Annotated in this window: 9 protein-coding genes; 3 read left to right on the top strand and 6 right to left on the bottom strand. The window is 46.7% G+C overall.

Annotated features, from left to right (window positions below):
- Positions 1-112 precede the first annotated feature (112 nt).
- Entirely contained in the window at positions 113-1,066 is a 954-nt protein-coding gene (locus V6C93_RS00815; protein WP_333474737.1) for an alpha/beta fold hydrolase, read from the top strand.
- A gap of 283 nt (positions 1,067-1,349) precedes the next feature.
- Here the strand turns inward: V6C93_RS00815 and V6C93_RS00810 are convergent, their stop codons facing one another.
- The 3 genes from V6C93_RS00810 to V6C93_RS00800 all read right to left on the bottom strand — a co-directional run bounded on the left by V6C93_RS00810 (position 1,350) and on the right by V6C93_RS00800 (position 5,417).
- Positions 1,350-3,500: an iron uptake porin gene (locus V6C93_RS00810; RefSeq protein WP_333474736.1), complete on the bottom strand. Its 2,151-nt coding sequence runs from the start codon at positions 3,498-3,500 to the stop codon at positions 1,350-1,352.
- Between the two features lie 725 nt (positions 3,501-4,225).
- Complete coding sequence (locus V6C93_RS00805; protein WP_349262580.1) at positions 4,226-4,567, bottom strand: BON domain-containing protein; 342 nt, start codon at positions 4,565-4,567, stop codon at positions 4,226-4,228.
- A gap of 481 nt (positions 4,568-5,048) precedes the next feature.
- Positions 5,049-5,417 carry a BON domain-containing protein gene (locus V6C93_RS00800; protein WP_333474734.1) on the bottom strand — a complete coding sequence of 123 codons (369 nt, stop codon included), beginning with the start codon at positions 5,415-5,417 and terminating at the stop codon, positions 5,049-5,051.
- Between the two features lie 309 nt (positions 5,418-5,726).
- Between V6C93_RS00800 and ilvN the strand changes: the two genes are divergently transcribed.
- Positions 5,727-6,245 (top strand): acetolactate synthase small subunit, encoded by a 519-nt coding sequence (ilvN, locus tag V6C93_RS00795; protein ID WP_333474733.1) that lies wholly within the window; start codon positions 5,727-5,729, stop codon positions 6,243-6,245.
- A gap of 29 nt (positions 6,246-6,274) precedes the next feature.
- On the opposite strand, the gene V6C93_RS00790 is transcribed toward ilvN, so the two are convergent.
- Both V6C93_RS00790 and V6C93_RS00785 read right to left on the bottom strand, forming a co-directional pair.
- The gene (locus V6C93_RS00790) at positions 6,275-8,527 is read right to left on the bottom strand and encodes a PAS domain S-box protein (RefSeq protein ID WP_333474732.1); all 2,253 of its coding nucleotides are present in this window, start codon (positions 8,525-8,527) and stop codon (positions 6,275-6,277) included.
- 628 nt (positions 8,528-9,155) lie between these two features.
- Complete coding sequence (locus V6C93_RS00785; protein ID WP_333474731.1) at positions 9,156-11,327, bottom strand: pentapeptide repeat-containing protein; 2,172 nt, start codon at positions 11,325-11,327, stop codon at positions 9,156-9,158.
- Between the two features lie 699 nt (positions 11,328-12,026).
- Here V6C93_RS00785 and V6C93_RS00780 point away from each other — a divergent pair.
- Positions 12,027-12,353 carry a Nif11-like leader peptide family natural product precursor gene (locus V6C93_RS00780; protein WP_333474730.1) on the top strand — a complete coding sequence of 109 codons (327 nt, stop codon included), beginning with the start codon at positions 12,027-12,029 and terminating at the stop codon, positions 12,351-12,353.
- Positions 12,354-12,731: 378 nt separating this feature from the next.
- Here the strand turns inward: V6C93_RS00780 and V6C93_RS00775 are convergent.
- Positions 12,732-13,448: zinc-binding dehydrogenase (locus V6C93_RS00775; protein WP_333474729.1), on the bottom strand; the 717-nt coding region annotated here is incomplete at its 5' end.

Raw genomic sequence — 13,448 nt, 5'->3', positions numbered from 1 at the left:
TTTCTGTGCAGGTTGTTAATGTAACTTCCAATTAGCAGGGGTAATTAAGACCAGTGAGAGAAACCACTAAAATGGAAGAGAATTTGTAAACCTTTTTGAAGGCGAAGCTTTTGTGACAACATCTGTGCCTTGGCAGCAACGAGTGGGGAGTCAGCGAGACTGGGTTTGGCGAGGCTGGCAGACCCGTTATACCTATATCCGGGCTCCACAAACGGGGAATGAACCCGCACCACCCATCATGCTGCTGCATGGATTTGGAGCCTCCATTGGGCATTGGCGTCACAATCTGGAAGTGATTGGTGAGCACCATACGGTTTACGCCTTGGATATGCTGGGGTGGGGGGCGTCGCGGAAGGTAGCCGCTGAGTACAGTATCAGCCTCTGGGTAGACCAAGTTTATGAGTTCTGGCAAACGTTTATCCGGCAGCCAATGGTATTGGTGGGTAACTCAATTGGCTCTCTGGTTTGTTTAGCGGCAGCGGCAGCTCATCCAGAGATGGTGAGAGGTATCGCCATGATTAATTTGCCAGATCTTTCCTTGGAAGAGGAGATGACTCCCCCTTGGTTGCGACCGGTGGTTGCAACGATTAAGAGTATTGTGGCGTCACCCGTGGTTCTGAAAAGCGTTTTTTATCTAGTGAGACGCCCACCCTTTGTCCAGAAGTGGGCAGGGCGTGCCTACGCGAATCCAGCCGCTGTTACAGCTGAGTTGGTGGAAATCTTAAGTGTTCCTGCTCAAGATAGGGGGGCAGCGGCTACATTTAGCGCTCTGTTTAAAGGGATGACCTCTGCTACATTTGGCCCTAAGGTCAAAACTATTTTGCCGACCTTAAACATTCCCTTACTTTTGATGTGGGGGCGTCAAGACCGGATGATTCCCCCCTATTTGGCGCAGCAGTTTGCTGCACTCAACCCGAACTTGGAATTGGTTGAGTTGGATGATGCAGGACACTGTCCCCATGACGAGCGCCCCGAAGAAGTAAATCAAATTATCTTAGACTGGCTAGCGCGTCAGTGTACTGAGACACAAGATGCTAGTGCTTCGTCGTTATCAGCGGCTGCGTAAGCTATTACCCATTAGCAGAACACTAGAGGGTCGGTTCATTAGACCTCTTGCTCTCATTCAATTTTTGCCCCCCTAACCCCCCAACTTTGGGGGGAACCGGAATCTCAAAGTCCCCCAGAATTGGGGGATTTAGGGGGCATTCCAGGATTTATGCAAGAAGTCTATTAAAAGTAAAAAGTAAGGGCAATCCCCCCGTGGTTGCCCCGACAGGGTTTGGGGCTTTTCCGGGGGGCAGGAGCCCCTACGAAAAATCGTCAGTTTCGGCAATTGCTATACCAGAACACTAGAACGTGAAGGTAGTGCGGATGACACCCACTCCGGTCGTGTCATTTTTGCTATTGCCTTCCGGATTAAACAGAACAAAGGCTCCCGGCGTAATGCTGATATTATTAGTCACCTTAAAGCGGTAGTAAGCTTCCAATTGGTAGGGCGTCGCTCTTGTGTCATTGGCGTTATCCCGAAGACGCCCATCCCTTCCACCCGCATCAACGCGGTAGAGCGGCTGTCCAAAGATGAGTCCGGCGGCATTCCCCTCCTTGAGCAAGTCGTTGAAATGCAGACCCACCATCCAACTGCTAAAGTCAGCAGAGGCATCAACACGACTGGTAGAGTCTTCTACGAAGATGTACGCCCCATAAGCGCTAAACGCGACCTTCGGCGTTAGCCGCCAGGTAAGAGTCGCACCAAAGGAATTGAGTTTGACCGGAATTCCTAAATTGGGTGTGTCTAGAGCGAGAGCGTTAGCATCAGACTTAGATAGGCCAGTTCCCAAGATATTGATTTCGTGGTAGCTGTTGGCATAGTTCAAACCAATGTCAATAGCATTCGTGGGCTTAACCGTTAGTTGTGCTGCGACAACACGACTGCCGCTGAATACACCCGCACCCAAGGGTGTACCTGAAACACCTGGCAGAACATCCTGAGCTTGACCGGGGATATTGGCATTGACACTACCATACAAGGCTCTGAGGTCGATTTTGTCGGAAAGGCTCCAGATAAAGCCAGCCGCTGAGGCTAAACCTGTCCCAGAGGTGCCACCGGATACGCGCACGACAGGGTTATAACCTGCAAACCGGGAGATTGCCTCTTGTCCATCATCGGCAAAAGGTGTGATGGCGGGAAAGGCATCCGAGACTTCAACAGCGGGTGCAACAAATACACTAAATTTATTGGCAAGGGGGAAGAGGTACAGCAGCTTATATAGCTGAACGCTGTTTGCCCCCACGTCTGATAAGTCCTTGGGATCGAAGCCAGGAAATTGCGGTTCAAAGCTGAGCTTACTCATGCCTGAGGTGAGGGTGGAGCCTGGAAACAAAGTATTCTGAAGGCTGTTTCCCCCAAAGACACCCCCCTGGAAGTTATGAGCTTGTAAGCCAGTGATTAGGGTATCTTTCCCCGTAAAACTGGTGACTAAGTTAAGCCGCACCCGATTGGTTAAGATGATGCTACCGTCCTTACCGTTAGGAGCACCGCCACTCGCACCGATGGCGGAGAAGATGGCCTGACCACTTAATTTGGTTGTAGTGGAGAATTGATGATCTTCGAGAAAGGCAACTCGACCTTCTAGCTTGTCTACTCGCGTCCCCAAAGCGGTCAGTTCGGGGCGAAACTCATCAACGAGTCGCTGCAAGGTGGCTAAATCTTGTTTAGTCGCAAATTCAGTACCACTGCCAGCAATTAATTTCTCAACTTGTTGCAAACAGGCATTCAACCCCGCCGCAAATTCATAGCGAGTCATGGAACGGTTCCCTCGGAAGGTACCGTCTGGATACCCCGCAATACAACCATACCGTTCAACGAGCGATCGCAACGCTTCATAAGCCCAATCTGTGGGTCGAACGTCACTCAACTGGGAAACGTTGGTTACTTGTTCCATTGAGTCAGTGAGCGGTAAATCACTGAGTTGGGAAACCTGAGGCACTTGCTCCATCGGCTCAGCATTGCTCTGTGCTGGTTCTTTGGTCGCCGCTGCATTGGTGGGTTGAGCGTTACTGAGTTGGGCAAGAGACTTCGCTGACGTGACGGGTTCTGCCTGGAGAGGGGAACTGCTCGGAAGGGAGGAGGCTACAGATGATGGGGATTTTACCTCGTGAGCGATCGCAATGGGAGCCCCATTAAGCTCATTGTGATTCAGCAAAGTTGAACGGAGTAAGCTAGCATCCGCTTGTATCCCTTTTGCTGTAATCACATCAATATTCTGATTCGGCTCACTCAGGCCGATGGCTTCATCTTGAGTAGGAGCAACACTACTGCTGTTATCGACTGTTTCTGCCAAGCCATGATCCTCATGGTCTGTTTGGAGTGATTCAGTCCGCTTCTGGGCTGATACCTCTGTAACCTCGGCAACCGCAGGCTTCGCAGTTAGAGGTATAGACCCAGCTAATAAACCTAAAAATCCTACTCCGCAAACTCTGATTAAAGAATTTTTATTCACACTAACTCCTCACACCAAAAGATTCAAAGTTTGCTATAACTTTGAGAAAATGTTCCAGCACAGAGAACTTTAATATCTACAGAGTTTCCTCCGGATATCAGGAATAATTTACTCTACAAATTTAAGAGTTCTCGTGCTTAGCACGACTGAGTAAAATCAGTTATGGCGGACTTCATTTGCATGAAATACGCACATCGTAGGGGCTAACGCTTGTTTGCTCCTACAGCTGTACTTCGAGTATCTGAAAATCGATATAAATGTGCTGTGTGATCAATTATATTCTTAGAATTTCCTCAAAGTATTGTTGCAGAAATTTGGAATTTCTATGGATTAAATAGATGAATCTCTATACATTAATGAACATCCATACAACTCCCAAAGAAATGTCTTGTGTGTTCAGTGATATATAAGTGAAATTAATAAAAAATATACTTCAATTAAATCAAGTGTACAAATATCAACCTTTACTGGATAACTTGCCCAGCCCCACTAAGCTTTCAAAAAGCATTTAGGCTAGCGCTATAAATCTATAAAATGATAGCTGTCGCCATAAAGGTTACGACAGATTTAATGGCTGAAACGACCAAGTACCAGTAATAAACCTTCTGCCTTCTGCCTTTTGCTACATCAAAAAAATCTCCCTACTAATAATATTTAGTAGAGAGTCATGCGGGCTAAGTCGGCTAATTTGTCTAAAAAGTCTGCGCGAGAGCCAAGCAAAAAAATTAGCCAACAGTAACTTGGCTGGTGTCCACATTCGTGCAACCGCTTACACCTTGGGCAATACTAACCATCTGATCGAGGGTTCCTTGGTCAGTAACTTCACCCTTGAGAACTACAGTACCACCTGTCTGGGCCACCCAAAGGCGCTCTTCATCAGCTAAGTTGGAGTCTTGGTCAAAAGCCAAGGCCACCCGCTTGGCAAGACCACTTTGGTCGTATTCTCCATTTAAACCCACTCGCTCTGGGGCAATTTCTCCGCCTTCAGGTGCCGTTTCTACGGGCGCAGGGTTAACCTGAGCCTCTGCTGGTTTTTCCATTCCAAATAGTCTTTGTAACCAACCCATCGTTTTGCTAGCTCCAAGTATGCTTGATTGTCATCAATCACTATAAGGGGCAAATTGTCAATTTGGCAGCCTTTGCCCACTAATAAGCTGCTCCACAGGCAATAGTGCTCGGTTAAAATCAAAATTCTTAGCTGCAACAAGCAGAGGAAGCAGTGAGCCTTGTCGTTGGGTTGAGATAACGAAACCCAACATTTGTAATGAATGTGTTGAGTTGCGCGATCGCTTAACCCAACCTACACTTTCCTTCAGTTGGTGCAATTCAGCTTAAGTCGGGGCTATTGCCTTGAGTTAATAAAACTATAAAAAATCTCCCTACCCAATAGTTGTAGTAGAGAGCTTTAGAGTAGAGAGTCGAGAATGGAAACTTAAAGCCTAACCGAAAAGTCTGTTGAGTAAACGACTCGATAGGTGTCCATCCGCCTAAAGAAAGCGGTTTGAACTCTTATATCCACTTCTCGGATAGATTAATGAAGAGAACGATTTAGCCAACTTTCACTTGAGTAGTGTCTACGGCGGTGCAGCCATTAACCCCTCTGGCAACACTCACCATCTTGTCAAGGGTTGCTTGGTCAGAGACTTCGCCCTTTAAAACTACAGTGCCACTAGTCTGAGCAACCCAGAGGCGTTCTTCGTCCGCTAGATCAGGTTGATGGTCGAAAGCTAAGGCAACACGCTTAGCAAGACCGCTTTGGTCGTATTCTCCGTTTAAACCAACACGTTCTGGGGCAATTGTTTCGGTGCTAGTGCTCGCAGGAGCTTGAGCTGTCTCTTGAGGCGCAGGCTGGGCAGGAGGGTTAACTTGAGCATTTGCTGGTTTTTCGAGTCCAAACAGTCTTTTTAACCAACCCATAACTTGTTTAGCTCCAATTACGCTTGATAATCCATCAATATTATTGATAAATATGGGAATTAGCCGCATCTGCCTAGCAATATATTTAATCCTTGGCTCCTGCTCCGTCTTTTGGCGTAGGAGAGATCAGTCTAGACGAGCAGAGCCAAAATAACCCATCTGCTTTCTCTGCCCTTGCCCCCTTCCAATTGATTGATACATTGAGTACTTTTGTCAGTGCAATAGACCGCGATATTATAGAAAACTCACGCCGAGACAACTTTCTCCTGTTGCGAGGCGAGTGCCTGCGTGCCGCCCTAGTTCTAACTCATGAAACATACCCTTTCAGTTCTGGTCGAAGATGAAGCCGGTGTTCTGACTCGAATTGCCGGTCTATTTGCCCGTCGGGGCTTCAACATTGAAAGTCTTGCTGTTGGTCCAGCCGAGCAGGTCGGCATTTCCCGAATTACGATGGTAGTGCCTGGAGACGAGCGCATTATCGAGCAGCTGACTAAGCAACTCTACAAGCTAATCAATGTACTCAAAGTACAGGACATTACTACAACCCCCTGTGTAGAGCGGGAGTTGATGTTGGTTAAGGTCAATGCCAACAGCTCGGTGCGGACAGAGATTATTGAATTAGCTCAAGTCTTTCGGGCGCGTGTGGTGGATATTGCAGAGGATTCGCTGACTCTCGAAGTCGTGGGAGACCCTGGTAAGATGGTAGCGATCGTCCAAGTCTTGGGTAAGTTTGGTATCCGTGAAATTGCCCGAACTGGCAAAATTGCCTTAACCCGAGAGTCTGGGGTGAATACTGAGTATCTGAAGTCTCTGGAAGCCAAAGTCTAGTTAAGCTGACGCGTATCTAAAGATTTTGGTTACTGAGGTAGGGTTATCGGCAGCTCGATCCAGAACTCGGTTCCCTCTGTTGGTGTTGAGCAACATTTTAACTGACCGCCGTGCTTGTCAACGATAATCTGGTAGCTGATTGACAACCCTAAACCAGTCCCTTGACCCACTGATTTCGTGGTAAAGAAGGGGTCAAAAATCTGTTGTTGTACCTGAGCTGTCATCCCAGGGCCATTGTCGGCAATGCGGATTAACACCGTATTGTCGTCTTTGACTTGGGTACGAATCTGAATACAAGGGGTTGCAGGTGGCTCTTGAGCCGATTGAACGTTGTTGTTTAAACCTTCAACCTCCAACCTTTCAACATTCAACTCTTCTAGAGCATCAATGGCATTACTTAGGATATTCATAAACACTTGGTTCATTTGCCCCGCGTAGCACTCTACCAAAGGCAATTCACCATACTCTTTGACGATCTCAATTTTGGGATGTCCCGCTTTCGCTTTTAATCGATGTTGCAACAACAGTAGGGTATTATCGATGCCTTGGTGTACATCGACTGGCTCTCTAGCTGCTTTGTCGAGGCGGGAGAAGTTCCGCAAGGAAAGAACGATTTGACGAATGCGCTCTGCCCCCATTTGCATGGAGTTCATCAGTTTGGGTAGATCTTCGCTGAGAAAACCTAAGTCAATTGCCTCCTCCTGTGCTTGAATGGTCGGTGCTGGGTGGGGATATTGCTCCCGATAAAGGTCAATCAAGTGCAGTAAGTCTTGAGTGTATTGAGTCGCGTGGGGAATATTACCGTAGATAAAGGAGACAGGATTATTGATTTCGTGGGCAATTCCGGCGACTAATAGGCCCAGACTGGACATTTTTTCGGTTTGAATCAGTTGAGTCTGAGTTTCTTGCAGTTCGTGTAAAGCATGTTCAAGTTGAGCCGCTTTATCTCTCAATTGTGCTTCGGATTGCCTGATGGCTGTCTCCGCTAGTTTCCGTTCTGTAACGTCCCGGAAGTTAACCACAATGCGCGTTACAGGCGAGTCCATGAGTAAATTGCTATAGGTTGACTCGATGTAGCGCCAAGAGCCATCTTGGTGCCGAAATCGAAACTCTAAGGATAAATCAGTGGTTGGGTTTTTGAGGAAGCCTTGAAAGTCCTTTTCAATATTGACCCGATCATCGGGATGTATTGATTCAAAGAGATTTTGACCGATTAACTCTTTTGGTTTGTATCCCAAAACGCTCCGGATAGCAGGACTGGCATACTTGATGGTTCCATTGGCTTCCAGTATTGTGATCAGGTTGGAGCTGGTTTGAATGAGCGATCGCCATTTTGCTTCATTTTGTGCCCAAACCGTTGCTTCCCGCTTGTGTTCTTCCTCAACACCAATGGCGGCAGCAATAATCCCCATCAGTTTCTTGTCCGCTTCACTCAGAATAAAAGGGTTCTGATAGACCACAGATAACGCCCCAATAGACTCACCACCACATCTAACAACTTTTCCTACATAGGTTTGTAACTGATAGGTCACAATGTCCGAGTTGCTCTGAGCATAAGGCGTATTTTGCAAGTCTTGCATTACAAAGACTTCATGCGTGCCGCGCTGAATCACTTCGTTGCAGATGTAGTTTTTCGGTTCACCCACATGAATGTAGTTCGGCGGCGTCTGCCACTGACCGATTGACCAAAATAAGCCTTGATTGAGTCGATTGTAGACCGCCCATGTTCCACCCAGTATCTCCCCTGCTAAGGCCGTCAAGCGGTTGATGTTCTCATCGGGATCGGAGTCAAGACTCAAAAAACACTCATGAAGTTTTGACAGCTTTTTTTCTACCTTGAGATTGGTAATATCACTCAAGGTACAGATGATTCGCTCTACACTGCCATCCAAACCTAATGTTGGTTCAGTGTTGACCGATAGCCAAACGCGATCGCCAATTGTCGGTCTATATACCCCTAAAACCAAATTCCTGAGTGGTTGGCGGCTCACCAATAGCATTAAAGTGTGTTTGGCTCGTACTGGTACTGACTGGAGTTTGAGCTGAAATGGCTTGCCGTTTTCTTGGATGATGTGCCAATCTGGATCAACGGGAGTTTGACCCAACAACTGACTTTCACTCAGTCCTAGTAAGTTCAGTGTGGCTTGATTGACGAAGCGAATTTCTCCTTGCGCTTCCATTACCAAGATACCGAGGGGTAATTCTTGGAAGAGTTCTTCCGAAAGGGTGTTGTCCCGATGCGCTAGGGCAATTCTTTGAGGATCGAGTTGTAAAGGTAACATAGCTTCCAGCCAGGGCGCTTGGTGAATACATGGAGTCCTCGCTGACTCCTGTGTAACGTGTGGAATGTGTAGTGTGATACACCCTGGGACAGAACTTTGTTCCAACTCTTTCTATAGACTTACGAACTACTATTGCCTCCGGACAGAAGTAATTCGTCGGTTGGACAAGAAGTAATAAGGGAAGCACCCATCTAACCCAAGGGCGGCTTGGGCGAGTTGATGGTTTTCTTCAGGCGGCACTGGGTTAAAAGGTTTTCTTCCAAAAGATAAAATTAGAGCCTTGAGTCAAGCCTCTAGTGGCTCAGAGGAGAAAGAGTATGTTTAACTGGCTCTAGACTACTTTGATTTTATCGTTTTTAACTTTGTGATTTAGATGGGGTCGAAACAGCTCCAAAATTGAAAGTTTTTAAAGAATTGATAAATTTCACTATCTTTACATCGACTCTTGTAAAGATATTAAGATTTTTTCTTCATGCCTAAAAAAGTTACTGTCTTTGAAAGATTCTATTTTCTATAACTTTAGCTAAAATGAAGAGCAACCCTTAAAAAAATAACAAAAAAATAACAATCTTTTTTGCTAATTTTAACAATTCTTATTAATAAAATAATATCAGAAGATAAGATTATCTCACTTGAGATAAATCAGTAAGTTCAATCCAGGAATTGTCCGGGAAAGCGTCCAAAACAGCAGGGCGATGTAGAGAATACCAAGGCTCCACTGATACCAAACCAAAGTGGAAATGATACCCGGCAGATGTTTGTCTCGCAGGCGAATGTCGTTGAAGCCGAGTTTGAGCAAGTTGTTGAGGCTGAAGTCGTAGTAGTTGAGCCAGTTCCAACGGCAATCCCAGAGGATGGGCATGTAGCGATCGCGAAACATCTCGAACCGGGGCATTACTGGCAGGCGTCCGATCAGCAGGCGCAACTGACGCAAACTCCCATCTTCTACGAAATAACTGACATCCATTAAATCATGATAGCGACCTTGCTGGTACAGCCGCCACAGCAACAGCATGGGGATGGGTAAAATCACCACCCCTAAGCAAGCCAGCGTTAACCAGGGGCGATCGCTTGTGCGAAAAATTGCCGTAACACCCGCAAAGGTCAACACTCCATAACTCCCTAACATCCAAGGCGTTTCAAACACGGTGGGAACAATCGGTTGAGGATGGCGGCGACGAAAACGATCAACTAACCAAAAGAGCAGGCCGAAATATGCGATCGCAACCAGTCCCACCCCAAAAATCAGCCAAAAACTGGTGCCATATCGACTGAGTAGTAATAGCAGACTCAACCCAACGCAAGACAAAGCATCTAATACCCAACCCAGAGGAGAGGAAGTAGAAGAAGACGCGGGGACGCTGGGATGTGGGAACGCAATGAGGTGGATTGAGGGATCTTCCTGTTCTTTCTCTTGGGAGTCTTTCCCCAGAAGGTCACGACCTAACTGCCGCAGCCGCAACCGCTGAGTGGTATACTCCAACTGATTGGCATCAGCAATTTGTTGCAAGGAGCGAAAATTCCTGACTAAATTGCGGAGTACGTCTTCATTTCCTTCCAGTACTGGCACGGAAAGCACACGACCAATTCGACCCGTATCCCCAATGATTTTGGCTTGGTCGGAGTCAAAAGTTAGACTCGCAACATTGAGATAAACATCGTTAAGAAATCGGGCATTACTAAAATCTACCTGTTCCAGAAGACTAACAGAGCGCAGATTTACAGGTTGGTTAAACTGAGTTTCCCGGAAGGCAACGGATTTTTCAAAGCTTGCTTCTGTGAGGAAAAGAGGTTCTAGAAAGCGAGTTTTGCTGAATAAGGCGCGATCGCGCCAATTCGTGTGGGTAAAATCAGCGAACTCCTGGATATGCGATTGTGCTTGGCGCACCGCCAAAAGTGATAGCGAAAGCGTTGCGGGACGTAGTCCAGCGCTGCTGCTTTCAGCAGATCGGGTTTGACTGGAATGCTCATCAGAGGTACTGTTGTCAACGGTAAAGGAGTTAGCGCTGCCAAAGACAGAGCGCGTAAAATTTGCTAATTGTGCAAACTGCGCGTGACTAAAAATTGCATTCCCCTCAAAGGTGCTGCCTTGGAAATTAGCAACCCCTCGGAATTGCGCCCTAGCAAAGGTGGCTTTGGTAGAAAATAGACTACCGCTAAAATTCGCTTCTCGACCAAACGCCGTATCGGCAAAGTCAACAGATCGAGTCCAGCGTGTTTCTGACCAATCAGACTCTTGAGTAAAAACGGCACCATTGGCTTCTACCCGATTGAGAAAGAAGGTATTGGCAAAATTGACCGTTCCAATCACTCGTGTTTGCACCAACTTGATAGCACCTCGGAAGACTGTAACCGTGGGAATTAGCGTCGGCTGAGATAATCGACGGGGGTCACGTAATAACTGTTGTTGTTCGTCTGGTGTCAGCAGGGGGGACAATGCCTCCCCATGTAAGGGTGTACGCAGACCTAACTTACTCCCGATCAGTTCTCCTTCAATTAAAGAGTGACTCAAATCGATACCCAAGGGCGTTTCGGAGCGATTGAGTTGGGTTTGCAGTAGTTGGTAAAACTGATCGCGAAACTCTGCATTGTCTGATCGCAAGTTAATGATCAGTTGTCGCAGATCGATGGTACGAACGCCTTCGCTTTGAATCGGCGATTTTAGGCGTTCTTGCAGAAGTTCTAAGGTTAAAGGCGATCGCTCGGTTGCTGCTGTGGCTGTCCATGCAGGAAGCATCAGCACAAGCAAAATCACGAATAATCCCACTAGGAATTTTGGGAAGTAGCCAATTGACTTCACTCCCTGGTATCCCTCATAAACAAAAATGCTTTCTTATCTTCCCTCTAAAAGGGGAGATTGAGTGGGTGGGAGACATAAGCAGATCTGACTTTTCACGTCATGTGGAAAAGTTCACGAAAAACCTAACCCCTAACCCCCTTCCCGCCTCCCCCTGCCCCTTTCTACGAGGAGGGGGAAAAGGAATAAATTTGTTGTTGAAAGGGGGAAAAATCAAAGCCTCTCTCCTTGTAGGAGAGATGTTTTGCACATCCCGTGAAAAGTAAGATAAGCAGATAGGCACCATTAAACCCAAAAGTTTCAAGACTGAGAAGTCGGGTAACTGCTGTGAAACCTGACTTATGGGTGTGAAGTTTATTTACGTACACCTACTTAAGAAACTGTGAGCCCTTTACCTCAAGAAGCGATCGCCTCTTGCATCTGCTGTAACATTTATAGCGTTTCTCAGTTGTGTGCGGTACAGTTCTAACCTCTCTCCAAACCTCTCTCCTGCAAGGAGAGAGGCTTTGAATTTAGCCCCCTTCCCTACTAGGGAAGGGAGGTGGGGGTTAGGTCTGACTGTACTCCACTCATTGGAGAACCGCTATATTATTTTTTCGAGAATTTATATTCCCTAGCAAAATTTACAATTTATCATGGCTCTAGGTGATCGCATCTTCAACAATATTTCTCTCACACAAGTCATGTTAAAGGATTGGTGACATGTCTCATCAAGAAGAAGTTTATCAATTTTTTCAAGCCGTCTGCCGAGATAAAACTTTACAGGAAAAACTTAAAGCCCCATGTCCTGCTAACCGTCAAGGCTTCGTTAATATTGCCCAAGAATCAGGCTACAACTTTACTACAGTGGATATTGATAAGTATGTAAGGTTTTATCAATTCTATAAGGAATTTCAGGGTGCTATTGAGAAATATCAGTCTGGCAGCGAAGACCTGTCAAGCTGGCTTAAAAAGTGGCAGAAGCATATTCAATTATGTGATCGGGATCTCGCAGATGATGAGGGCACGATACGCAGCTATCTCCGATAGCGAATTGTAGTTTAGCTAACCAGCAAAGGTACTATTATTGTTCCCTCTTAAACGCTGCTTGTAGGGGCAGTTTGACACAAGAACTTTAAAAGTAGAACCTAACTAACGGGAGCATCCCAATTCTGTAAATATAAATACATCTTGGTGGGGTAGGCGACACGAGCAGCCCAAAAACCTAGGCGGGCAGGATGCCCACCCCACAAGAAAATACTATTTTTGTTTTCATTGGGATGCACCCGAACTAACTAACTAAACAAACAAAACCCGCCCATACCCACCGTTAAGTGAGGGAGGGTTTTGAACACCAGTCATCTTGATTGCTAAACATCATCCCTAAACCCTCCCCTACAAAGATTGGGGTTCTATGATATCTATGATTTATTCGAGAATCAGAGCAATCTTACCCGTTGTTGACCCCGTTTCGATCGCCTGATGAGCCGCCGCTGCCTCTTGGAGGGGATAAGTCTCACTCAGGTGAATTTTGAGTTTACCCTCATCTATCCATTGAGTACACTGCTTGAGAATCTCAGCTTGGTGCTGCTGGGCGGCAACCAATCCTTGCAACAATGGGGTGAGCATCAGTTCAAGGCTGATGCGGAGATTACGCGATCGCGCCGTCTTCCAATTTGTCGCCGAGTCGGGTTCGAGAATCGTCACCACATCGCCATATACCCGTACTGCTGGAAACGACTCCGAGAAGGTTTTACCGCCTATCGTATCAAAGGCAATGTCTACTCCCTCTCCCTCTGTCCAATCTAGCGCTGCCTGCACAAAGTCAGTTTGTTTATAAAAGATCGGGTGATCCGCACCCAACTGACGCACTAATCTCGCTTTGTCCTGAGAACTCACAGTAGTACAAACCTCTGCCCCTTTGAGTTTCGCCAGTTGGATGGCAACATGACCCACACCACCCGCACCGGCATGAATCAGGACTTTTTGACCCGCTTCCAAACGTGCGCGATCGTAAAGCGCTTCCCAAGCGGTGATTAATACTAAAGGAGCAGCCGCCGCTTCAGCAAAAGATAGGGAAGCAGGTTTTGGCGCAAGCGATCGCTCATCCACAACAGTCAGTTCAGCATAGTTGCCGGTATTCGA

This window comes from Allocoleopsis sp., from assembly GCF_036703385.1.
Lineage (GTDB): Bacteria > Cyanobacteriota > Cyanobacteriia > Cyanobacteriales > Coleofasciculaceae > Allocoleopsis.
This window is presented reverse-complemented; position numbering and strand designations above follow the sequence as displayed.